The sequence below is a fragment of the Pseudomonas sp. NMI760_13 genome (assembly GCF_021283245.1).
Lineage (GTDB): Bacteria > Pseudomonadota > Gammaproteobacteria > Pseudomonadales > Pseudomonadaceae > Aquipseudomonas > Aquipseudomonas peradeniyensis.
This window is the reverse complement of record NZ_JAJSRC010000010.1, coordinates 1-21998: the sequence shown is the minus strand read 5'-3', so window position 1 is coordinate 21998 and position 21998 is coordinate 1. Positions and strand designations below refer to the sequence as shown.

The following is a 21998-nucleotide window of genomic DNA, read 5'->3' as shown; positions in this document are numbered from 1 at the left end:
TTTCGCGGCACAAGGCCGCTCCTACAGGGGCAGGCGTGAATTGCGCAATCAAACCACCGGCTGAAGTGCCTCGCGCACCAACACATCCAGCCCCTCGCCGCCCTCGGCCTGCAGCCGTTCACCCAACTGCCGGCGCATCGCCGGCGTCCAGAAGCTCTGCAGATGCTGCCTGACTCCCTGCACCGCCTTGGCGTGATCCGGCTCGCTGTCGAAGTAATGGGCGATCTGGTTGGCCATCTTCACCAGATTGTCACTGCTCATCGGCGCACCTCCGCCGCTTCGGCCTGCCGCCGCTCCTTGAGCAACCTGCGCTGCTCGTCACTGAAGCGCTGGTAGCGCTTCTGCCATTCCGACGGCTGGAACACCTTTGCCACTTCCACCGCAGTGACCTTGTATTCCGGGCAGTTGGTGGCCCAGTCGGAGTTGTCGGTGGTGATCACGTTGGCGCCGGACTCGGGGAAGTGGAAGGTGGTGTACACCACCCCCGGCGCCACCCGGCCGCTGACCCTGGCGCGCAGCACACTCTGCCCGGAGCGACTGCCGATACCCACCCAGTCACCGTCGCTGATACCCCGACTCTCGGCATCGCTGGGATGGATCTCCAGGCGGTCCTCGTCGTGCCAGGCGACGTTGTCGGTGCGCCGGGTCTGCGCGCCGACGTTGTACTGGCTGAGGATACGCCCGGTGGTCAGCAGTAGCGGGTAGCGGCTGTTGACCTTCTCGTCGGTGGGCACGTAGCCGGTGAGCATGAAGCGCCCCTTGCCGCGCACGAACTGGTCGATGTGCATGGTCGGCGTGCCGTCGGGCGCGGCGTCGTTGCACGGCCATTGCAGGCTGCCGTGGCGGTCGAGTTCGGCATAGCTGACCCGGCGGAAGGTCGGGGTCAGGCGGGCGATCTCGTCCATGATCTCGGAGGGATGACGGTATTGCATGGGGTAACCCAAAGCACCGGCCAGGGCCACGGTGGCCTCCCAGTCGGCCTTGCCGGCCAGCGGCTCCATCACCTTGCGCACCCGCGAGATGCGCCGCTCGGCGTTGGTAAAGGTGCCGTCCTTCTCCAGGAACGAGCTGCCCGGCAGGAACACATGGGCGAACTTGGCGGTCTCGTTGAGGAAGATGTCCTGCACCACCACGCACTCCATCGCCAGCAGCGCGGCCGTGACATGCTGGGTGTTGGGGTCGCTCTGGGCGATGTCCTCGCCCTGGCAGTACAGCGCCTTGAAGCTGCCGTCCAGCGCGGCCTCGAACATGTTGGGAATGCGCAGCCCCGGATCAGGTTGCAAGGTCACGCCCCAGGCCTGCTCGAACTCGGCGCGCACACTTTCGTTGGAGATATGCCGGTAGCCGGGCAGCTCGTGAGGGAACGAGCCCATGTCGCATGAGCCCTGCACGTTGTTCTGCCCGCGCAGCGGGTTCACCCCAACCCCTTCGCGGCCGATGTTGCCAGTGGCCATGGCCAGGTTGGCGATGCCCATCACCGCGGTGCTGCCCTGGCTGTGCTCGGTCACGCCCAGGCCGTAGTAGATTGCCGCGTTGCCGCCGGTGGCGTAGAGCCGGGCGGCGGCGCGGATCTGCTCGGCGGGCACGCCGCACACCGGGCCGAGCACTTCAGGGGCGTTGTCGGGCTGGGCGACAAAATCGCGCCAGCGGGCAAAGTCCTCGGTCTCGCAGCGGGCGTCGATGAAGTGCTGGGCCAGCAGGCCTTCGGTGACAATCACATGGGCCAGGGCGTTGAGCATGGCCACGTTGGTGCCCGGTCGCAGTTGCAGGTGCAGCTCGGCGCGGGCGTGGGGCGAATCGACCAGGTCGATGCGGCGCGGGTCGATGACGATCAGCCGGGCGCCCTGGCGCAGGCGACGCTTGAGCTGTGAGCCGAACACCGGGTGCGCGTCGGTGGGATTGGCACCGATCACCAGCACCACGTCGGCCTGCATCACCGAGTCGAAGCTCTGGGTGCCGGCGGACTCGCCCAGGGTCTGCTTCAGGCCGTAGCCGGTCGGCGAATGGCAGACCCGCGCGCAGGTGTCGACGTTGTTGTTGCCGAAGGCCGTGCGCACCAGCTTCTGTACCAGGTACGCCTCTTCGTTGGTGCAGCGGCTGGAGGTGATGCCACCGATGGAATCGCGCCCGTACTTGAGCTGGATCCGCCGGAACTCGCTGGCGGCATAGGTCACCGCCTCGTCCCAGCTGACCTCCTGCCACGGGTCTTCCAGGCGCTTGCGGATCATCGGTTTGGTGATGCGGTCCGGGTGGGTCGCGTAGCCCCAGGCGAAACGCCCCTTGACGCAGGCATGGCCATGGTTGGCGCCGCCGTTCTTGTCCGGGACCATGCGCACCAGTTGCTCGCCCTTCATCTCGGCGCGGAACGAGCAACCCACGCCACAGTAGGCACAGGTGGTGATCACCGCCCGCTCGGGCTGGCCCAGCTGAACCAGGCTCTTCTCGCTCAGGGTGGCGGTCGGGCAGGCCTGCACGCAGGCGCCGCAGGACACGCATTCGGAACTGAGGAAATCGTCGCCGCCGGCCGCCGCCACCCGCGAGTCGAAGCCACGCCCGATGATGGTCAGGGCGAAGGTGCCCTGGATCTCCTCACAGGCCCGCACGCAGCGGTTGCAGACGATACACTTGCTCGGCTCGTAGTCGAAGTACGGGTTGGACACGTCCTTCTGTTCGCTCAGGTGATTGGCGCCGTCATAGCCGTAGCGCACCTCGCGCAGGCCGACCTGGCCGGCGACGGTCTGCAGCTCACAGTTGCCGTTGGCCGAGCAGGTCAGGCAGTCCAGCGGGTGGTCGGAGATGTACAGCTCCATCACGTTGCGCCGCAGGTCGGCCAGGCGCGGTGTCTGGGTGCGCACCACCATGCCTTCGCTGACCGGCGTGGTGCACGAGGCCGGGTAGCCGCGCATGCCGTCGATCTCGACCATGCACATACGGCACGAGCCGAAGGCCTCGAGGCTGTCGGTGGCGCACAGTTTGGGAATGCTGGTGCCGAGCAAGGCGGCGGCGCGCATCACCGAGGTGCCGCCGGGCACGCTGATCGAACGGCCATCGATGACCAGGCTGACCTGCACGTCGTTGACCCGCTCCGGGGTGCCCAGGTCGATATCGCTGCGGGGGTCGAAGTAGTTGATCATTGCGCGGCCTCCAGGCCGAAATCGGCGGGGAAGTGCTTGAGCGCGCTGACCACGGGGTACGGGGTCATCCCGCCCATGGCGCACAGCGAGCCGTATTGCATCGTGTCGCACAGGTCGCGCAGCAGGCCGGCCTGGCTCGCGCGGTAGGCCGGGTCGGTACTCGCGATCAAGCGGTCGACCACCTCCACGCCACGGGTCGAGCCGATCCGGCACGGCGTGCACTTGCCACAGGATTCCTCGGCGCAGAACTGCAGGGCGAAGCGGGCCATGCCCGCCATGTTCAGGGTGTCGTCGGCCAGCACCACGCCACCGTGGCCGAGCATCGCGCCCAGGGCGGCGAAAGCCTCATAGTCCAACGGGGTGTCGAACTGTGCGGGCGGCACCCAGGCGCCCAGCGGGCCGCCGACCTGCGCCGCCTTGATCGGCCGGCCACTGGCGGTGCCGCCGCCGTAGCCTTCCACCAGCTCGCGCAGGGTCAGGCCGAAGGCGCGCTCCACCAAGCCGCCATGGCGGACATTGCCGGCCAGCTGGAACGGCAAGGTACCCGTCGAGCGGCCCATGCCGAAGTCGCGGTAGAACGCCGCGCCCCTGGCCAGGATGATCGGCACCGAGGCCAGGGTAAGCACGTTGTGCACCAGGGTCGGCTGGCCGAACAGGCCCTCGAGCGCCGGCAGCGGCGGCTTGGCCCGGACGATGCCGCGCTTGCCCTCGAGGGACTCGAGCAGCGCGGTTTCCTCGCCGCAGATGTACGCCCCGGCCCCCACCCGCACCTCGAGGTGGAAGGCCACGCCGTTGCCGGCGACATCCAGATAGCCGGCCTCGCGGGCCAGCAGGATGGCCTCGTTCAGCGTACGCACGGCATCCGGGTATTCCGAGCGCACATAGATGTAGCCCATGCTCGCCCCCACGGCGAGGCCGGCGATGATCATGCCCTCGATCAGCAGGAACGGATCGCCCTCCATCAGCATGCGGTCGGCGAAGGTGCCGGAGTCGCCTTCGTCGGCGTTGCACACCACGTACTTCTGCCCGGCCATTGCCTGGCGCACGGTACGCCACTTGATGCCCGCGGGGAACGCCGCGCCGCCCCTGCCCCGCAACCCGGAGTCGAGCACCGCGGCGACCACTTCGTCACCGTCCAGCAGGGTGGCCTGGCGCAGGCCTTCAAAGCCGCCGTTGGCGTGATAGTCGTCCAGCGACAGCGGCCGGGTGATGCCGGCGCGGGCGAACAGCAGGCGTTGCTGGGACTTCAGGTAGGGAATCGCTTCGACCGGCCCCAACGCCAGGGCATGGCTACCGGGGTCGCCCGCCAGGGCGTCGAGCAGGCCGGGCACATCCTCGGGGGTGACCGGCCCGAAGCCCAGGCGGCCTTGGGCGGTATCCAGCTCCACCAGCGGCTCCAGCCAGTACAGACCACGGGAGCTGGTGCGGTTGATATGCAGCGGCAGGCGCCGCTGCGCGGCTTCGCGGGTCAACGCCTCGGCCACCTGGTCGGCACCGACGGCACAGGCCAGCGAATCGCAGGGGATGCACAGGTTCAGCATGCCTTCACCTCCTCGCGGCAAGCGGCCACCAACGCCTGCAGGCGTTCGGGGGTGACGCGGGCGTGGAGCCGGCCATCGAGTTCCAGGGCCGGCGAGCAGGCGCAGGCGCCCAGGCAATACACCGGGCGCAGGTCGAGCGCGCCATCCTCGGTGCGACCGTGGTCGTCCAACCCAAGCTGCTCACGCAACTGCGCGGCCAGCGCCTCGGCGCCGCGGCTCTGACAGGACTCGGCGCGGCACAGACGCAGGGTATGGCGGGCCGCTGGCGTGGTACGGAAATCGTGATAGAAGCTGATCACCCCGCGCACCTCGGCCTGGCTGAGGTTGAGGGCATGGGCGATCTCGGCGACGGCGCTGTCGGGAATGTAGCCGGCGCCGGCCTGGATGGCGTGGAGGATCGGCAACAGGGCGCCGGGAGTGTCCTGCTCACGGGCCAGGACGCGTTGGATCAGGGGCAGGTGGTTCAAGTCATCAGGCATACAGCAGACCTCGGCATCCCGGGGCGGCCCGTTGGCGGGCGGCGGTCCGGCGGTGTTCAGCTGCGGTGCGGGCCAGGTCACGGTGGCGGCAGGCCGGGCACCCTCGTTGTCCCTGGCCGGGCGTCTTGCTGCGCTCGGTCCACGGGCATCCTCAGAGCATGGCAGTTATTGCGCGAGGGGGTTGTGCGCGGGCGACCCGGCGCGTCCTGAAACCGACCACCGGAGGATGAGGAATGGCCTGTGTAGGAGCGGCCTTGTGCCGCGAAAGGGGCGCGGAGCGGCCCCAGGATTTCAGCATTGATGCAACGATCGCCGGGGCCGCTTTGCGGCCCTTTCGCGGCACAAGGCCGCTCCTACAGGGGGGGCGCAGGCGGTCAGTCCAGCACTACATGGGGCAGGAAGCGCGAGCTGTCCTTGGTGATCAGCGAGTCGTCTTCACGAATGCCGATCCCCGAGGCCAGGTCGCCGATCACCCAGGAGCCGATCAGGGTGTAGCTGTCGCCGAACTTCGGCAACGGCGCGAAGCCCTGGAGGATGTACGGCGCATCGTCGTAGGGACCGTCCTCGAACACCCGCTGGTCGTCGCTGGTGCGGATATCCACGTTGGCCCCCTCGCGGGAAAAGTACGGCTTGCGCACCCAGCCCTTGGGCACCGGGCGCCGAGGGTCTTCGTCGAGGAACGCCGGCAGCAGGTTCGGGTGCCCTTCGTGCCACTCCCACAGCAGCGGCAGGATGCCCTTGTTGGAGATCAGCGACTTCCAGGCCGGTTCCACGAACTGGGTATCGCAGCCGGCGATGGCCTGGCCGAAGTCCTCGTGGAAGATATGCTCCCAGGCATGCAGCTTGAACAGGCGCGGAATCGGCCGGCCTTCGAGGTCGACGAAACGCCCCTCGCCGTTCAAGCCGATGTCCTCCACATCGATGTGCCGGGTACTGATACCCACGTGCCCGGCCATCTTGCGCAGAAAATCCGTGGTGCCACGGTCTTCGACCGAGCCGGCAATGGCCGAGAAGTAGAACGGGCTTTCGCGCTCGAAGGCGCCAAAGGCCCGCACCAGGTCCTCGGCCAGGGTGTTGAACTGGCTGGCATGGGCCGGCAGCACGCCGCGCTCGATCTGCTGCTCCAGCCAGATCAGCTGGAACGCCGCCGCCTCGTACAGCGAGGTCGGCGTGTCGTAGTTGGCCTCGATCAGCTTGGCCGGGCCGTGGCCGTCGTAGCTGAAGTCGAAGCGCCCGTAGAGGTGCGGATGCCCCTCTTTCCACGAACGGCGCACCAGGTCGAAGAACGCCGGCGGGATCGCCAGGCGGGTCATCAACGCCTCGCTGTCGACGATGCGCTCGACCGCATCCAGGCACATGGCGTGCAGTTCCTGCGTGGGCGCCTCCAGGTCACGGCTGACCTGGGCCTCGCTGAACTGGTAGTAGCCGCGCTCGTCCCAGTAGCGCTCACCGTCGATGGTGTGGAAGGAAAAACCTTCGCGTTCGGCGGTGGCGTGCCAGTCCGGGCGTTCGTCGATGCTGATCTTGCGCATGCTCAACCGCCGAAGCTGAAGCCGCCGCTGCTCTTGCCGCCCCAGCCGCTGCGCGCAGTGGCCTGGCTGCCGAAGCCGCCGCGGGAGATCGACGAGGACACACTGGAGCGGGTCGAGGTTTTGGATCTGTAACTGCTACCGCCGGAGCTGCCGGAGTAGTAGCTGCTGTAGCTGCCGCCACTCTGCTGGGCCTGGTCGGAGCGCTCGAAGCGCTTGCCCTGGTCGATCTGCTGGCCGAGGGTGGTGGTGCGGTAGTCGCCGCGGCTGTCGCGGTACTGGTACACCGGCTGCGAGTAGTACTGGCGGCTCCCGCCACTCATCATCTGACCGAGCAGCAGGCCGGTGAGCAGGCCGTTGAAGTTGCTGCCACCGCTGACGGCCTGGCCGCTGTTCTCGACCTGGGCGCGTGCCGCGTCGACCTGCGACTGGCTCACTTCGCCCGACACCGCCAGCTCGAACCCACCCAGGCGCGGCATGTAGCGGCCGTCGCTGGTGACCTGGCAGTAGTCCGGCACGAAATCGGCCTCGCAGGCCGCCTTGTCGCCATAGGTCGGGGCGACCCGGCGGTGATCGGCCAGCGCCTCCATGTAGGCATCGGAACACACATCCACCGGCATCTTGTCATCGACGCAGGCCTGGACAGTGGTGTAGTTGCTGCGCTTGCTGACCGTGTAGGTCTCCTCGGGCGCGCTGCACGCGGTAAGCGCCAGCGGCAGGGAGCTGGCCAGCACCAGCTTGACGGAACTTCGTCTCATGTAGGGCTCCTTGCGCGCAAACGGCTCAGACCGACGGGGTCATGCAGGCCGAGTTGAGGAAGCCCACGCTGATCGCCACGGCGGCGGCGTAGATCGCGGCGGCCATCTCGCCCTTGGCGATCCGGCTGGCCAGGCCCTTGAGCACCAGGCTGGTGATGCCGAAGGCGAGCAACTGCACCACCGCGGCGATCACCACCCAGACCACGAAATCGAGCAGGCTGACGCTGTAGGCGATGATGTTGCTGGCCGGCAGCGAGAAGCCGATCAGCGCGCCGCCCAGGGCGATGGCCGCGGCGCTGTTGTTGTCGCGGATCAGGGCGAACTCGCGGTGCGGGGTGAGGTGCGTGTAGATGAACTGGAATACCCAGAACAGCACCAGCGCCACGCTGATGTAGAGGATGAAGCCGATCACTGCCTGGGCGTTGAGCGACATGCGAAGAGCGTCGAGCATGGTGAATCCTTGTCAGATGACGTTGAAGTCCGTTGATTGCAGGGTGACACCCACCGAAGTGGTCAGGCTGACATTGCCGTCCTCGTCCTCCTCCACCGACAACAGGAGGAATTCGCGGCGATCGGTCAGGCCGGTTTCGCGGGCATACAGCATCGACAGGTGCTGGATGCGGTAGCTGGTTTCGGGGCTGGTGACCCACTCGCTGATCGGCGTCAGCTCGGTCTGCCCTTCCTCGCTGCCCCACTGGCGGACGAACTCGTAGCCTTCATGCTCGTAGTACGGCAGGCCGATGGTCGACTCAGGGCCGACCAGTCGCTTGAGTTCGGCGTCGCTGCTGACCGGCACCACGCTGTAGTAGCCGAACAGGATGATATCGCGCACATCGTCGGCCGACGCGCCGTTCATCACCACCTGCAGCCAGTAGTCCTCGTCTTCCATGTAGAAGCGCGCCAGGCGCACCGACTGGCCGAGGTCGACCTCACCGACGGCCCAGACCACTTCCTGACCGGGCACTTCCAGCTCGCTATGGCCATCGAGCAGCAGCTTGAGCGAAGGGTCGAGCTTGAGCATGCGCCCGCTGCCCAGGCCGAACGGCAGGTTGCCTTTGACCGGGCTGCCGGCGGCAGGTTTGGGGGCTTCGAAGCCCATGAAGCGTTTCAACCAACCCACGGGGCATCTCCTGGGTGAGAGGGTGACGGAACCGGAGCCAATGCAGGCGCTGAAGCGAACAGGCAGAGCCTGTGGGGAGAAGGCGACATTGTAGATCCCTTGGGTCGCGGCAGTCCTTTGGCGGGGGCGACACGATACTGCTTTTCGTGCGCTCCGCCAACAGGTCTGCGGCAGGGTTTTGCGCCAGCCTGGCCGGCCTTATCGCGGGGCAAGCCCGCTCCCACAAAGCCGGTGCAGATTTTACTCGTGGGAGCGGGCTTGCCCCGCGATGAGGCCGGCCCACTCAGCGGATCACTCCGCCGGCTTCGCCGCCTTGGCCTTCAAGCGCGCCAGCACATCATCGGCGCCGCTGTTGCTGGCACCGATTCCGGCCGACTTCAGGCGTGCTTCCAGATCGCTACCGTCAGCCTTGCCCGCCAGCTCCGCCGCCGCTTCCAGCTCGGCAGCACGCTCGCTCTGACGCTTCTTGATGCGGTCCAGCGAGCCAACCGCCGTTTCCAGGCTGCCATTGGCGCCGCCGGTGGCCGACGCCGCGCTCACCTGGGCACGCTGCACGCTCTCGCGGGCCTTGACCAGGTCCACCTGCTGCTTGAGGCCCTTGATCTGCGCCTCGGTCTTGCTCACGGTGGCGGTCAGGGTCGCGACCGACGCGCCGAACTGGTCGGCCAGCGCCTGCTCGGAATCGCGCTGGTTGGTCAGGTCGGCGATGCGCGCCGCGCATTCGTGGGCCAGGCCTTCCTCGCCCTTGTCCAGGGCAGCGATGGCTTTCTGTTCCCAGTCGCCGATGGTCTTGTCGAACTCGGTGATGCGCTGCTGCGCGGTCTTGTGCTTGGCCATGATCTTGACCAGCTGGTTGCGCGCATCGATCAGGTTGTTGTCCGCGTCGCGGATCTCCTGGTCGAGGATGCGCAGGGCCTGGGAGTCGACGATCGCCTCACCGACTTCCGAAGCGCCGCCACGCAGGGCGGTGACGATCTTTCTCAACAAACTCATGGGGCAATCTCCGGAATCAGTGGGTGAAGTAGTCTTCGAAATCTTCGGCGGCGGTGATGACGTTGTCGGCCAGGGTGTGGATCTCCTGGACGATGTTGTCCAGCGACGAGGCCGCGCTCAGGGCACCGAACATGGTGTACACCAACTCGCCCGAGGGCAGCGTGTGCAGGCCGATCGACGACAGCGGGAAGACATCGCGGGTGCGCAGCACCGCATCGTTGAAGGCTGCCGCATCCTTCACCTGGCTGGCCTCAACCAGCAGCGTGTCGACCAGGATCTGCTCACCGGCCACGGCGATGTACAAAGGCAGGCCGTCCAGTTCGTTCATCACCAGCTTCAGGCTGGGTTCGGCGCCCTGTTGCAGGGACAGGCCGATCGCGCCGCCGCGTACATCCTCCAGGCCCTGGAGGGCGCCGTGCAGCGATTCGATCGTCCAGTGGTTGTGCTCGGTCATGAAATCCTCCGTTCTGACCTGTTTGCCCGTGAGGGGCTGACGTAAAGCCTTCTCGATACCGCGCAAGGCGGCGGCATGCTCTGGCAGGATCCACAACTCACGCTTGACCAGGCCCGCGGCCTTGAGCCGGGCGCGCATGTCACGCATGTAGTCGGTGGAGCTTTTCTTGCCTGCCATCGAGGGGTGTCCTTGTCTCACATGTGAGGTACGTTACGCCTGGATTGTGACGTTCGCAAGTCTCACATGTGAGCCAGCTCGGCAGAACGAAGCGGATGACTCAGAGCGCCAGGATCGCCTGTGCCAGCGCCCGGTCCGACACGCCAGGCTCATCCAGCACCTGGCGAATCCGCGTAAACGCCGCCTCCATGCGCGCACTGCGAATGGCGCCATCGCTGGCGACGAACGCCGCAGCGTCATCCTTGGCGGCAAGGACAATCTTGTCATCCTTGAACGAGCTGCTGGTGCCTTTGCTGGCGCTCATGCTCAGGCTGACGGTCATGTCAGTGGTCATCACGAAACTGGTGGCCTGGGCCTGGCTGGTGAGCAGGCAAGCGAACAGACCGAGCAGGTGGAACGGCTGCGGGATATTCATGAAACTCTCGAGGTGGCTTGAGGGGAGCGCACCCTAGCAATGACGCGCCTGCTGCAACTTCATGAGCTTTGCAAAGGATTGTTAAAAAGTGCGAAGCCGATCACCCAGAAGCTTGCCCGACACCGTTAACAGTCTTTGACAGTTTCCCGACAAAGCTGCCAAAGATTGCCGCAGAGCCGCTCCCTAGCATGGCGCCATCAATCCTCATCGAGTGTCGCCATGTCTGTATCGAATCGTTTGCTGCCCCTCTCCTGCGCTTGCCTGCTGCTGTGCGCCACCGACCTGCGCGCCGGGGACTGGCAGTATCGCCTGAACGCCGGCATCGCCAATGCCCCTCGCTACAGCGGAGCCGGCGAACGGGCCACGGCACCGCTGCTCGGTGGCAGCATCACCAGCCCCGCCGGCTTTTTTCTCGACACCAGCAAGGGCCTGGGCTGGGCTCACGAAGGCGACACGTTCGACCTTGGGGTGCGAGTGGGCGCCAGCACCGCGCGCAAGGATCATCGCTCCGGCTTCGAAGGTTCGGACAGGCTCGACGGCATGGGTTCGATCAAGTCGCGGCCACAATTGGGGCTCGACGCTGCCTACCACCTCGGCCCATTGACGCTGGCCGCCAACTTCGAGCACGCCCTGGAGCAGGACAAGGACAAGCCCGACACCGGCTCGGCCTACAACCACCTGAAACTGAGCCTGGGTATGCAACTGTACAAGGGCCGCATCGGCGAGTTGGTGGGCAGCGTCAACAGTCAGTTCGGCGACGGCGACTATATGCGCACCTGGTATGGCGTAAGCCAGGCCCAGGCCGCAGGCAGCCAGTTCCACGCCCACGATGCCCGTGGTGGCCTGATCAGCCGCGGTGGCGAGCTGTCCTGGAGCATGCCCTTCGACGAGCACTGGCACATGGCGACCGTGCTGGCGGCGGACTACCTGAACGACGATGCTGGCGATAGCCCTCTGGTCGAAAAGCGCCTGCAAACCTCACTGGTTACCCAGATGACCTATACCTTCTGACCTTTTTCAGGCGTCCGGGCAGTCTCGCCCCGGACAGGCCAGATCATGCGCAAGGACGCGCCCCCAGCCGCCGCATCGCCCACCTGCGCGTAACCGCCGTGGGACTGCGCCACCCGCCGCACCAGCGCCAGCCCAAGGCCAAAGCCCCCGGTACGCCGGTCACGACTGCTGTCGAGCCGCGAGAACGGTTCGAAAATCCTGTCCCTGCCCGCCACCGGCACACCCGGCCCGTCATCGTCGACCTGCAGCCGGTACTCACCGCCGCTGCATGACAGCGAGACGTGGATATGCCCTTTGGCATAACGGATGGCGTTGCGCAGCAGATTGATCACGGCCCTGGCCAAGAATCGCGGCTCGATACTCAAGGTCTCGACCTGACACGGTGCCAGATGAATCTGCACGCCGCTGGCCTCGGCTTCCAGGGTTACGCTGGCAATCACGCTGTCCAGCCAACTGCCGGCTTCGACCGATTGCACGCTCATGGCGGTCGCTCCGTGCTCCAGGCTGGCGTAGGTCAGCAGCTCGGACACCATGTCTTCCAGCTCACCCAGGTCGGCGTACATATCGCCGATCAACTGGTGGGCGCTGGCCGGGTCCGGCAGTTTCCTGAGCTGGTCGAGCTCGAAGTTCAGGCGTGCGATGGGTGTGCGCAACTCATGTGAAACCGCGTTGGTCATTTCGCGCTGGTTGGCGATCAGCACTTCGATACGCGCGGCCATCAGGTCGAAGTGCCCCGCCACATCGCTGATGCTCGAACGCCGCGGCATGCGCACACGCGCCGACAGGTCGTTGTCGCCGAAGCGCTGGGCGGCCAGGCGCAGTTTCTCCAGGTCGCGCCAGTGTGGCCGTACCCAGAAATACAACACCACCCCCAGCAGCAGTGCCAGCATCAGGTAGGCCGTGCCGATGTATACCGGCATGAAGTTGGGTTCGCGCGGCAGCTTGACGCTGAGCAACTGGTCGCCGTCATCGATGCGGCTGAACAGCTGGGTGTACTGCTCGCGCAGCACCAGCTGGCCCTGGGCCAACTGCGCGTATTCACGCTCGCTCAGCGCCAACTGGTCACGCCGCACAAGATCCAGCCCCAGACCGTAGGCAGGTCGCAATCGCTCCAGGCGCTGTGCGCGCTGCTCGCCCTGTACGCCACGCAGTTGTTCGACCAGCGCGTGAACCGTGCCGCGAAAGGTCTCGCGACTGGCCGCCTCCATCTGCGGGGCGAGCAGCGCATCCAAGGTATGCTCGACCGTCTGCAGCGCCACCACCAGGCCAACCGTCAGTATCAGGTACAAGCCCAGGAACAGGCGCAGCATCTAGCGCTCCCAGGCGAACGGGTTGAACAGGTAGCCCTTGCCCCAGACGGTCTTGATCCGCGTCGGTTCACGCGGCGTGTCGTTGAGCTTGCTGCGCAGCTTGCTGATGTACACATCGACGCTGCGGTTCATGCCATCGAAGTCGATGCCGCGCATCTTGTTGAGGATATCGTCGCGAGACAGGATCACCCCGGCATTGCCGGCCAATAGCTGGAGCAGGTCGAACTCCATGGTGGTGCACTCGACCGGCTCGCCCCCCAGGGTCACCTCGCGACACACAGGGTCTATTTTCAGTTCGCCGAACTCCAGCGCCCCGCCCGTGCTGCCCTGTGGCACATGACGGCGCTGCAAGGCGCGCAAGCGCGCCAGAAGTACCGGTGGCTTGATGGGTTTGATCACATAATCGTCGGCACCGGACTCCAGGCCCAGGATATGGTCCAGGTCATCCTCGCGGGCGGTGAGGATCACGATTGGCGTGTCGCTGAGCGCGCGGATCTCGCGGCAGACATGCAAGCCATCCTTTCCGGGCAGCATCAGGTCGAGTACCACCATCGACGGCCGGAACTCGACGAACGCCTGCCGCGCCAGGTCGCCGCGATGAACTTCGCGCACTTCGAAGCCATGTTGCGACAGGAAGGTCGCGATCAGCCCGCAGAGCTTCACGTCGTCCTCCACCAACAGCACCTTGCCTGGGCCAGAGCCATCCATCATCACGCGTTCCAGTCCTTAGAGAAGTGCGTGCATTATGCCCTTGCGCAGGTGTCACTACCATGTCGGCCCGCGCCCTATCCCGCCACCCGCACCAACCGCTGCAACCCCTCGATCACCTGCGGATCGCGCACTTCGAGCACGTCCATCTGGATCCGCGCAATCACCGCCTTGAGCAGCTCGGTCTGGCTCATCCGGGTCTGCTGCAGCAGCGCCAGAAAGTCCTCGGCCATGTGTGCGTTGACCTTCATCGACAAGCGCCGGGTCGCCCCCGATGTCTGTAACCCACGCTGACGCCGCTGCGCCTCCAGGGCCGTCACGAAGGCCTCGTGGCCAGGCTGCAAACCCATGCCCTGGCGGGCCTGCACCAGCCACTGGAAGTAATGGGCCAGGAACAGCTTGCGCAGGTGCGCGCCCGCCTCGCTGCACACGGCCTGCATCGCCGCATCCAGCACATCGAGATAGACCGCCGGTAGCCGCGCCTCGATGGACTTGAGCTGCTGCTTGCGCGCCTCGCGAATCGCCGGGGTGGACTGCGGCGGGATGGCCACCACCGTGTCGCAGCCATCGCACACGCCCACCAGGATATCCCGCGCGATGCCCTGGCCATCGCTGAAGGGCACATCGCGCCGGGTGTAATGCATGGCGACCAGCGCCTGGCAATGCTCGCACAAGGCCTGGCCGGTATCGCCTTCGAACAGGATCTTCATGGTCGGGATACTCATTGGTGAACGCTGATGAACCACGTCTGGGGTTCGATGAAATAGAACTTGATGTACCAGCCGCGGCGCTTCAGCACATGGACCTCGATGGCCGGCACGGCGTGGTGCGGGCTACTGCTGTAGTGGCTGCCGTCGCAAGCATTGATGATATCGATGACTTTGCCTGCGCCGACCTCCCCGATGGCCAGCAGATTCTTGACCTCGATATCACCCCGTGAGACGTGCAGGTAATCCCCGGATTCGAGCGCGGCGACTACCGCGCGCCTGACTGCCCCGAAGCCCTTTGGTATGACCCTTCCTCACGATACGAAAATCATCGTACAAAATCCTGAATGAATCCACCTTCAGGTCGATTCACCCGACCAGCGGCGCATCAGCCATGTCGAGATGCGGATGACACGTGCGGATGAACTATGGCTTGACGGGATTAGCTGGGTTGGACACCTGTGTAACAGGTGCTTTCGAGGATTAGCCGGATGTTTCAACAAGGCTGGGCGGTCAGCAATATCACCTTCGCCGCCGGTCCGATCGCCCCCGCCTCACTCATCAGAGAATTATTTCGATTTTTTATAAAAGAGCGGCTTGCAATAGCAAATAGCTAGCACGAGTATCGGATCCGAATCCGGCAAACATGGACCGTTTACTTCAAATGCACCGTTCCCGCAAAAACCGTCTTGCCCTGCAGATTGCCCTTGTCGTTTCCAGTGGCGCTTCGCTGCACGCCCAGGGGGCGGAGTATTTCATCGACACCCCCACCTTTGTTCCCCAGCAGCTAGGCAACATCGACAGGCTGAACATCGGTAGCACCGGCAGCGTCATCGTGGCCAACGGACAAGCCGTGACATTGAATAACCACGGCTACATCCCCTCGGTCTCGATCGACAACGCGGGCTCGATAATCTCCACCGGTTCCAGAGCGATTGATACCCTCGATCTGCCCAACACCACAGGCTACTACCAGATAAACAACAGCGCTGGCGGGCTGATCCAGGGCAACGGCGACGCCATCCGCATCAACAACACCACCTCCTACGGCTCCCTGGATATCGTCAACAGCGGCACTATCAGCTCCGCCTTCGGCCAGGGCATCAACCTTGATGCAATGGTCGGCAGCAGCTACTACACCACCCACGTCACCAACGCACGCGGCGGTGTGATTCGTGCCTATGCCGCCGACGGCATGACCACGGGCTCGAATGCCAGGATCGACAATTTCGGCGAGATCTCCAGCGATGGCTTCGACGGCGTCAACCTGCGCGCCGCAACCGGTACCTATGTCACCAACCATGGACAGATCGATGGCGGTCGGCATGGCGTCAACGCCGATGCAAATGGAACGCTCAGCACCTTCGGCACGGTCATTGGCCGCAACGACGCCGGGTTCAATTCGTCTGGCGACAGCAACGTCTTCAACCAGGGTGGACTGATCGTCGGTGGCGCCAATGGCGCGCAGGCCTACGGTGACGGGGATGGCGTGCGTATCGCCGGCATCGGCGAGGTCTCCAACAGTGGCACGATTCGCGGCGAAGGTGCCGCTGGCCTCGATCGCAACGGCATCGCGAACACCAGCGAGGGCGTCGTACTCGGCGGCGGCCGGCTGGTCAACGGCCCGGACGCCCTGATCGTCGGCGCTGACAACGGCGTGACGATCGGCAGCGCGCGCAACCGCGATGGCGCGGCGCTGGGCGGCACCTGGGTGAGCAACGTCGGCACCATCCAGGGACTGAACGGCCATGGCGTCAAGTTCGTCGGCGCGTTCGACGACAGGCTTGTCAACGATGGCCTGATAAGGGGCAACAACGGCCTGGCGCTGGACCTGGGCGGCGGCAACGACCTCCTCCAGGTCTCCACACGGGGCCGCTTCGAAGGCCTCGTCGACGGGGGCAGCGGCCATGACACCGTGGAGCTGGGGCGCAAATACGACTGGTCAGGCAGCGGCAGTTTTGGCAACAGCCGCAATTTCGAGTCCCTGCAGGTTCTGGGCGGAACCTGGACCGTCACCAGCCACGGCGACTTCAGCGACACCAGCCGGGTGTTCGACTACGCGCACCTGGTCAACCAGGGCGCCCTCAACGGCACCGTGGATGTCGATCAATGGGGCACCTATGCCGGCGGCGGCTCGGTCGGCCATCTCAATGTCAACGGCACGCTGTACAGCAAGCCCGAAGGCGCCACCCGGGTCATCGGCAACCTGACCCTGGGCAACCAGGCAATCGTCGATATCGGCGTCAACCCCGATGGCAGCAGCGGCGCGCTGCGGGTGGGCGGCACCGCCTACCTCAATGACGCCAGCCTGCGCATCACCCCCAATTTCGGTGATACGCCATGGCCATGGCACAGCCACTACACTTTGCTCGAAGCCGGCCAGGTCGTCGGCCGTTTCGCTCAGGTTCAGGATACTTACTATGCGTTCCTGACTCCGGAGCTAAGCTATACCGACACCCGCGTGAACATGACCTTGACGCGCAACGACGTGGAGATGACCGAGTACGCCACCACGCCTAACAGCCAGCGGCTGGCCGAGAGCATCCGACCGAACGACTACTGGTGGGAGAGCGACCCCAACACCCCGGTTTACGGCGCCCTGCTCTACGCCAGCCCCGCCACGGCCAGTTCGGCCCTGGAGCAACTGGCCGGCAGCGGCAACGCCAACCTCGGTGCCGCGATTCTCGGCAGCAGCGCCCAGGTCGGCACGAGCATGCTCGCGGCCATGTACCAGATGGGCAGCGGTGCAGGCCTGGCCCTGGCGCTCGACCCGGTGCAGGCCCCGAGCGTCGCAGCCACCGGCGTGCCCAGCGAGCTGCGCAACCTCAACGACCCGCACGCCCGTGGCCGGGTGTGGCTGCAGGGCATCGGCGGCTACGGCAAACTGGATGGCGCCCACGGCAGCGCCGGCCTGGAACAACGCACCCAGGGCACCCTGCTCGGCGTCGACTGGGCGCTGAACGACACCTGGCGCCTGGGCGTGCTGGGCGGCTATTCGAAAACCCGCCTGGACAGCGGTGCCGACGAGGGCACCCTGGACAGCTGGCACGCCGGCCTCTATGCCTTGCGCCAAAGCGGCCCGCTGGCCCTGCGCCTGGGCGCCGCCTACAGCCGGCACGACGGCGACAGCAAGCGGCGCATCGAATTCGAGCGCTTCAGCGAGCGCCCCAAGGGCGACTACGACGCCGACAGCCAGCAGGCCTTCGTCGAGCTGGGTTACAACCTCGGCAGCGGCCGCCTGAATGTCGAGCCCTTCGCCAACCTCGGCTACCAGCGCTATCACCGCGACAGCTATCGGGAGAAAGGCGGCATCGCCGCGCTGGACGTCGACGGGCAGAGCCAGGACAACTTCAGCAGCACCTTCGGCGTACGCCTGGCGCACTTGAGCCAACTGGACAACGGCATCAGCCTGACGCCACGGGCCAGCCTCGGCTGGCGGCATGTGTATGGCAGCGTGGACAGTGAGGTGCGCCAGGCCTTCGTTTCCGGCGGCAGCGCCTTCAGCGTCGAAGGCACCGCGCTGGATCGTGACAGCCTGATGCTCGAGGCCGGGCTGGGGATTGGCCTGTCGGCACGGCACAGCCTGAACCTGGGGTACAGCGGCGAGCTGGGCAGTGATAGTCGCAACCAGGCGCTGACGGCGCAGTGGCAGATGATGTTCTGAGACCGCCCCTGCGGGTAAGCGAACAGTGGGAAACATGAAGGAGCAGGGCTGAGCTTGGCTACGGGTCAAGCCCTCTCTGCCTGGAGCTACGTGTCACTCATTGATCCCGCGGCTCCCAGTGGAGACCCGCCCATGCGCCAAGCACGGCTTGCAGGGTCGCCAATGGATTTTCCGAGCGGAGCCTTGATAGGATTGAGGTTTGGTTGGAACAACAATAAAAATGCTGAATTCTATACAGATCCTGCGAGCCATCGCAGCATGGATAGTGGTGTTCCATCACTACATGCAGATCACCTACAACTTTAAATTGATGGACCCGCTATCCGTTGCGCTGCAACGCTACGGTGCCATCGGGGTCGACCTGTTCTTTGTCATCAGTGGATTCGTCATCTACCTGTCGGTGTCCAGGAAACCTGTCACGCCCCTGGAATTTGCCAAGCACCGAATCGCTCGCGTGGTCCCGGCCTACTGGTTATTCACGTCCATTACCGCAGCGTTGCTGATCTGCCTGCCAGGCGTCATTCCCTTCACAGGGTTCGAGCCGTTGTTTTTCCTCAAGAGCATTTTCTTCATACCGGCCCTGAACCCCTCCGGCATAGAGTATTTCCCGATCGTGACCGTCGGCTGGACGCTCAACTACGAAATGATGTTCTACAGCGTATTTTTCGCTTCGTTGTTTCTCCCCGGGAAGTATCGTATCGCCGCACTCTTCCTCGGCATCCTTGCGCTGCGCAAACTCTTGCCGGAACTGGGTGGCGCGTTCGAGTTCTACAAGCACAAGATCGTCTATGAGTTTCTCTTCGGCGTGACGGTCGGCATCCTCCACCAGCGGGGCACATTCAACTCGATCCGGCCCTGGGTCGCCCTTGCCCTTCTGGCAACAGCACTGTTCGTCATCGCCAGGTTCGGCGAAGCCACCCACAACCCCTTCAAATGGGGAATCCCCTGCGCGCTGATTGTCATCTGCGCGATTTCCCAGGAGCGGCTGCTGCACAACATGACCTGGCTGAATGCACTGGGTAACTGGTCGTACTCCACCTACTTGTGCCATATCCCGATTCTCAGCCTGATGCTGGAATTGCAGAACAATACGGATCTGCCTCCAACCGCGACCTTGATCGGTTCGCTTGCCCTGATAGCCCTGGTTTCCGCGATCAGCTTCAACCTGGTGGAAAAACCGGTTGCAAGGCTCGCGAAGCGAACCGACAGGCGCCAGACTGACAGCCCTGCGCTCGGAAACTGAGTGTTCGCCCACGGAGCTGGCGGGTGACTCCCACGCATGGGAACCACCCGCCGCCTCCGTCAGAACGCGTAGACCAACGTCGCCGTGGCACTACGCGGGGTGCCATACCACCCTCGCGCGCCGATCGCCGAGTAGTACTTCTCGTCCAGCACGTTGTTGAGGTTCAACGAAACGCTGGTTTGCGGCGTGAACGCGTACTGCGCCATCAGGTCGACCACGCTGTAGGCGTCCTGGGTGAACGTCTCGCCATGGGGTCCCGCTTTCTTCTTGTACTCCATGCCCTGCCAGCGCACGCCGCCGCCGACTTTCAACTGCGGCAGGGACTGCAGTTGATAGCTGGTGAAGAGCTTGAAGGTATCGCGTGGCACTTCGGTGAGCAGGCGCTTGCCTTCGGCGTCCTCGGCCTGGGCATAGGTGTAGCTGGCGGAAACTTGCCAGTCGGGCAGGATCTGCCCGGCCGCCTCCATCTCGAAACCACGGGTCTTGGTGCCGGACTCGGCGCGGTAGGCCTGGTTGCCGTCCGGTGCCAGCTTGTCGCCGTCGGCCACGGCCAGGTTGTCCTGCTGCACTTCGAAGACACTGAAGGCGGTGGTCAGGCGCTTGTCCCAGAACTCGCTCTTGATGCCCAGTTCGTAGTTCACGCCCTCCAGCGGTTCGATATAGCCACCACTGGCATCCTGCCTGCTCTGCGGCTTGAAGATGGCGGTATAGCTGGCGTAGGCCGACCAGTTCTCGGCGAAGTCGTAGATCAGCCCCACGTAGGGCGTGACCACCCCGGTCTCGCTGCGCGAGGTGCGCGTGGTCGCACCGGTTGCCAGGGTGGTATGGCTTTCGTCGCGCTTCCAGTCGATCAGCCGCGCACCGGTAATCAGCGCCAGGTCATCGGTCAGGCTCCAGCGCACCGAGGCCACCAAACCGTCCTGGGTTTCATCCAGCGCATCCTCCGTGGACTTGGTGTGGATGGCCGCCGGGATTGCCAGCGAACCGTCCCAGGTGTGGATGTTGTCGATGGTCTGGAACGACCACAGCGGGTAACCGTTGTTACGGTAGTAGGCGCGGTAGTGACTGGCGCCCAGGTACCCCTGGTGCTCACGGGAAAACAGCTCGAACGGACCGGAAGCCGACAGGTCAAACGACGTCTGCCGCGGGTCCCCTGCCCAACGCCCCGTCCAGGTGCTGATGCCGCTGCCGTCGGGCTTGACGGTGCCGCTGGCGGCGGTGGCAAAGGCGTCGTCATAGCTGCGGCGACTGTGCTCGGCGTTCAGCTTCAGTTGCCAACCGTTGTCCAGCTGGTGCTCCAGGGTGGTGAACAGGGTCTTCGCGCTGCGCTTGTGGTAGCTCCAGTCCGACGCCGAGTTGAACGAACGTGACGGGTTGAAGTGGCTGCCATCGGCGTTGTACATCGGAAAACCGTGGTTGCCCGCGCCGTCGTTGTCCATCTCCTGGTATTCCGCGCCCACGGTCAGCATGGTGCTGTCGGTGACGTCCCATTCCAGCACGCCGTAGGCTACCTGCCGTTCCAGCGACTGGCGGTCGACATTACTCTTGCTGTCGGTGGTCGAGGCCACGAAACGCCCGCGCACATGGCCGCTTTCCGACAGCTTGCCGGACACATCCAGCTCGGTGCGGTAGTTGTCCCAGGAGCCGGCCTTGAGAGTCAGTTTGCGTTGGGTCTCGACGGTCGGCTTCTTGCGAATCAGATTGACCGTGGCACCGGGATCGCCGGTGCCCGACATCAGGCCGGTGGCACCACGCACCACTTCCACCCGGTCGTACGACACCATGTCGGCGAGATCATCGCGGAATCCGTAGCTATCCGGGCGGTTGACGCCGTCGACCTGGATGCTGCCAACCTGGAAACCCCGCACATAGATATGGTTGGCGTCGCTACCGGCCGGCCCCATGCTGTCGACGACCACACCCGGCGTCTGCTCGAGCACCTGGGTCACGTCCGTGAGGTTCTGGTCCTCGATCTGCTGACGGGTCACCACGCTGACGGACTGCGGCGTCTCTCGCGCCGACAGGCGCAGGCCGGTCGCGGTGCTGGCAGAACCCGTGGTGTAGCTGCCGGTGCCTTCGGTGGTGCTGCCCAGGCCCAGGGCATCGACACTGGTCGCACCCAGCTCGACGGCGCCGTCGTTCTGCACCTTGCTCAGCACATAGCGCTTTTCGCCCACCTGCTGCACCCGCAACCCGGAGCCCTGCAGCAGCGTCGCAAACCCTTGCTCCAGCTCGAAGCTGCCCTGCAGCCCCGATGAATGCAGCCCGCTGGTTTCGTCGTTGCTGAAACTGATGGTCACGCCGCTGGCGGCGGCGAACTGGCTGATCGCAGCGGCCAGGCTGCCGGCCGGGATATCGTAGCGCTGCGGGGCGGCCCAGGCGGTCGAGGTCGCCAATGCGCCAGCGCACAGGCTCAATGCGAGGGTCGCCTGGCGGATGCTGCAGGCTAGCGAGGTACGGCGTGCGGACATGAAAAGGGGTTCCTGTACTGGTTGGCATGGGCACGCTTGAAGCGCGCGCCCTCAAGAGCCGAAGCAGCGCGAGAAATCTGCTACCCCAAATGCGAAAAATTCTCGAATGTTGTGACAGGATAAAAAATCTCCCAGGCGTTCAACCTGCTTCATCGCCCAGAATTCGAGGCGCGAGAGGATTCCGGGTAGGGGAGGATTCCTGACGCGGGAGGATTCGAGGCGTGGGAGCGGGCTTGCCCCGCGATGAGGGCGTCAAGGCCGCCATCGCATCGCGGGGCAAGCCC

The 21998-nt window shown here is 65.0% G+C and carries 19 protein-coding genes; 4 read left to right on the top strand and 15 right to left on the bottom strand.

The genetic code is table 11. From position 1 onward, the window contains the following. Positions 1-48 precede the first annotated feature (48 nt). From LU671_RS12855 to LU671_RS12805, 11 genes are all read right to left on the bottom strand, one after another. Positions 49-261 (bottom strand): formate dehydrogenase subunit delta, encoded by a 213-nt coding sequence (locus LU671_RS12855; protein ID WP_232855844.1) that lies wholly within the window; start codon positions 259-261, stop codon positions 49-51. After that, complete coding sequence (fdhF, locus tag LU671_RS12850; RefSeq protein WP_232855843.1) at positions 258-3134, bottom strand: formate dehydrogenase subunit alpha; 2877 nt, start codon at positions 3132-3134, stop codon at positions 258-260. The genes LU671_RS12855 and fdhF overlap by 4 nt, the downstream gene beginning before the upstream one ends. After that, positions 3131-4675: a formate dehydrogenase beta subunit gene (locus LU671_RS12845; RefSeq protein ID WP_232855842.1), complete on the bottom strand. Its 1545-nt coding sequence runs from the start codon at positions 4673-4675 to the stop codon at positions 3131-3133. The genes fdhF and LU671_RS12845 overlap by 4 nt, the downstream gene beginning before the upstream one ends. Further along, positions 4669-5154, bottom strand: coding sequence for a formate dehydrogenase subunit gamma (locus LU671_RS12840; protein ID WP_203647415.1), 486 nt, complete (start codon positions 5152-5154; stop codon positions 4669-4671). Before LU671_RS12840 ends, LU671_RS12845 begins: the two co-directional genes overlap by 7 nt. Positions 5155-5528: 374 nt before the next feature. Beyond that, positions 5529-6686 carry a glutathionylspermidine synthase family protein gene (locus LU671_RS12835; RefSeq protein ID WP_232855841.1) on the bottom strand — a complete coding sequence of 386 codons (1158 nt, stop codon included), beginning with the start codon at positions 6684-6686 and terminating at the stop codon, positions 5529-5531. A 2-nt stretch (positions 6687-6688) separates the two neighbouring features. After that, positions 6689-7441 (bottom strand): DUF1190 domain-containing protein, encoded by a 753-nt coding sequence (locus LU671_RS12830; protein WP_203647417.1) that lies wholly within the window; start codon positions 7439-7441, stop codon positions 6689-6691. A 25-nt stretch (positions 7442-7466) separates the two neighbouring features. Then, positions 7467-7892, bottom strand: a complete 426-nt coding sequence (locus tag LU671_RS12825; RefSeq protein ID WP_028692698.1) for a DUF350 domain-containing protein — start codon at positions 7890-7892, stop codon at positions 7467-7469. A 12-nt stretch (positions 7893-7904) separates the two neighbouring features. Beyond that, positions 7905-8561, bottom strand: coding sequence for a DUF2491 family protein (locus LU671_RS12820; RefSeq protein ID WP_232855840.1), 657 nt, complete (start codon positions 8559-8561; stop codon positions 7905-7907). A 291-nt stretch (positions 8562-8852) separates the two neighbouring features. Next, a complete protein-coding gene (locus LU671_RS12815) occupies positions 8853-9554 on the bottom strand; it encodes a PspA/IM30 family protein (RefSeq protein WP_203647419.1) in 702 nt (233 codons plus the stop codon). Between the two features lie 16 nt (positions 9555-9570). After that, positions 9571-10185, bottom strand: a complete 615-nt coding sequence (locus LU671_RS12810; RefSeq protein ID WP_232855839.1) for a YjfI family protein — start codon at positions 10183-10185, stop codon at positions 9571-9573. 100 nt (positions 10186-10285) lie between these two features. Then, positions 10286-10600: a DUF2388 domain-containing protein gene (locus LU671_RS12805; protein ID WP_232855838.1), complete on the bottom strand. Its 315-nt coding sequence runs from the start codon at positions 10598-10600 to the stop codon at positions 10286-10288. Between the two features lie 219 nt (positions 10601-10819). Here LU671_RS12805 and LU671_RS12800 point away from each other — a divergent pair, with 219 nt between their 5' ends. Further along, positions 10820-11611 carry a MipA/OmpV family protein gene (locus tag LU671_RS12800; RefSeq protein ID WP_232855837.1) on the top strand — a complete coding sequence of 264 codons (792 nt, stop codon included), beginning with the start codon at positions 10820-10822 and terminating at the stop codon, positions 11609-11611. Here the strand turns inward: LU671_RS12800 and LU671_RS12795 are convergent. The 3 genes from LU671_RS12795 to LU671_RS12785 form a co-directional block, all read right to left on the bottom strand. Next, positions 11599-12921 carry an ATP-binding protein gene (locus tag LU671_RS12795; RefSeq protein ID WP_232855836.1) on the bottom strand — a complete coding sequence of 441 codons (1323 nt, stop codon included), beginning with the start codon at positions 12919-12921 and terminating at the stop codon, positions 11599-11601. The genes LU671_RS12800 and LU671_RS12795 overlap by 13 nt on opposite strands. Continuing rightward, positions 12922-13629 (bottom strand): winged helix-turn-helix domain-containing protein, encoded by a 708-nt coding sequence (locus tag LU671_RS12790; RefSeq protein ID WP_232855918.1) that lies wholly within the window; start codon positions 13627-13629, stop codon positions 12922-12924. Between the two features lie 77 nt (positions 13630-13706). Then, the gene (locus LU671_RS12785; protein WP_232855835.1) at positions 13707-14339 is read right to left on the bottom strand and encodes a hypothetical protein; all 633 of its coding nucleotides are present in this window, start codon (positions 14337-14339) and stop codon (positions 13707-13709) included. 17 nt (positions 14340-14356) lie between these two features. Here LU671_RS12785 and LU671_RS12780 point away from each other — a divergent pair, with 17 nt between their 5' ends. From LU671_RS12780 to LU671_RS12770, 3 genes are all read left to right on the top strand, one after another. Further along, the gene (locus LU671_RS12780; protein ID WP_232855834.1) at positions 14357-14569 is read left to right on the top strand and encodes a hypothetical protein; all 213 of its coding nucleotides are present in this window, start codon (positions 14357-14359) and stop codon (positions 14567-14569) included. 431 nt (positions 14570-15000) lie between these two features. Beyond that, positions 15001-18000 (top strand): autotransporter family protein, encoded by a 3000-nt coding sequence (locus LU671_RS12775; RefSeq protein ID WP_232855833.1) that lies wholly within the window; start codon positions 15001-15003, stop codon positions 17998-18000. Positions 18001-18220: 220 nt separating this feature from the next. Continuing rightward, positions 18221-19243: an acyltransferase family protein gene (locus LU671_RS12770; protein WP_269806726.1), complete on the top strand. Its 1023-nt coding sequence runs from the start codon at positions 18221-18223 to the stop codon at positions 19241-19243. A gap of 59 nt (positions 19244-19302) precedes the next feature. On the opposite strand, the gene LU671_RS12765 is transcribed toward LU671_RS12770, so the two are convergent. Further along, positions 19303-21714, bottom strand: coding sequence for a TonB-dependent siderophore receptor (locus tag LU671_RS12765; RefSeq protein WP_232855831.1), 2412 nt, complete (start codon positions 21712-21714; stop codon positions 19303-19305). Positions 21715-21998 lie beyond the last annotated feature (284 nt).

Coding starts and splice junctions, on each gene's coding strand:
- LU671_RS12855 (WP_232855844.1), bottom strand. CDS start 261: ATGAGCAGTGACAATCTGGTGAAGATGGCCAACCAGATCGCCCATTAC.
- fdhF (WP_232855843.1), bottom strand. CDS start 3,134: ATGATCAACTACTTCGACCCCCGCAGCGATATCGACCTGGGCACCCCG.
- LU671_RS12845 (WP_232855842.1), bottom strand. CDS start 4,675: ATGCTGAACCTGTGCATCCCCTGCGATTCGCTGGCCTGTGCCGTCGGT.
- LU671_RS12840 (WP_203647415.1), bottom strand. CDS start 5,154: ATGCCTGATGACTTGAACCACCTGCCCCTGATCCAACGCGTCCTGGCC.
- LU671_RS12835 (WP_232855841.1), bottom strand. CDS start 6,686: ATGCGCAAGATCAGCATCGACGAACGCCCGGACTGGCACGCCACCGCC.
- LU671_RS12830 (WP_203647417.1), bottom strand. CDS start 7,441: ATGAGACGAAGTTCCGTCAAGCTGGTGCTGGCCAGCTCCCTGCCGCTG.
- LU671_RS12825 (WP_028692698.1), bottom strand. CDS start 7,892: ATGCTCGACGCTCTTCGCATGTCGCTCAACGCCCAGGCAGTGATCGGC.
- LU671_RS12815 (WP_203647419.1), bottom strand. CDS start 9,554: ATGAGTTTGTTGAGAAAGATCGTCACCGCCCTGCGTGGCGGCGCTTCG.
- LU671_RS12810 (WP_232855839.1), bottom strand. CDS start 10,185: ATGGCAGGCAAGAAAAGCTCCACCGACTACATGCGTGACATGCGCGCC.
- LU671_RS12805 (WP_232855838.1), bottom strand. CDS start 10,600: ATGAATATCCCGCAGCCGTTCCACCTGCTCGGTCTGTTCGCTTGCCTG.
- LU671_RS12800 (WP_232855837.1), top strand. CDS start 10,820: ATGTCTGTATCGAATCGTTTGCTGCCCCTCTCCTGCGCTTGCCTGCTG.
- LU671_RS12795 (WP_232855836.1), bottom strand. CDS start 12,921: ATGCTGCGCCTGTTCCTGGGCTTGTACCTGATACTGACGGTTGGCCTG.
- LU671_RS12790 (WP_232855918.1), bottom strand. CDS start 13,629: ATGGATGGCTCTGGCCCAGGCAAGGTGCTGTTGGTGGAGGACGACGTG.
- LU671_RS12785 (WP_232855835.1), bottom strand. CDS start 14,339: ATGAAGATCCTGTTCGAAGGCGATACCGGCCAGGCCTTGTGCGAGCAT.
- LU671_RS12775 (WP_232855833.1), top strand. CDS start 15,001: ATGCACCGTTCCCGCAAAAACCGTCTTGCCCTGCAGATTGCCCTTGTC.
- LU671_RS12770 (WP_269806726.1), top strand. CDS start 18,221: ATGCTGAATTCTATACAGATCCTGCGAGCCATCGCAGCATGGATAGTG.
- LU671_RS12765 (WP_232855831.1), bottom strand. CDS start 21,714: ATGTCCGCACGCCGTACCTCGCTAGCCTGCAGCATCCGCCAGGCGACC.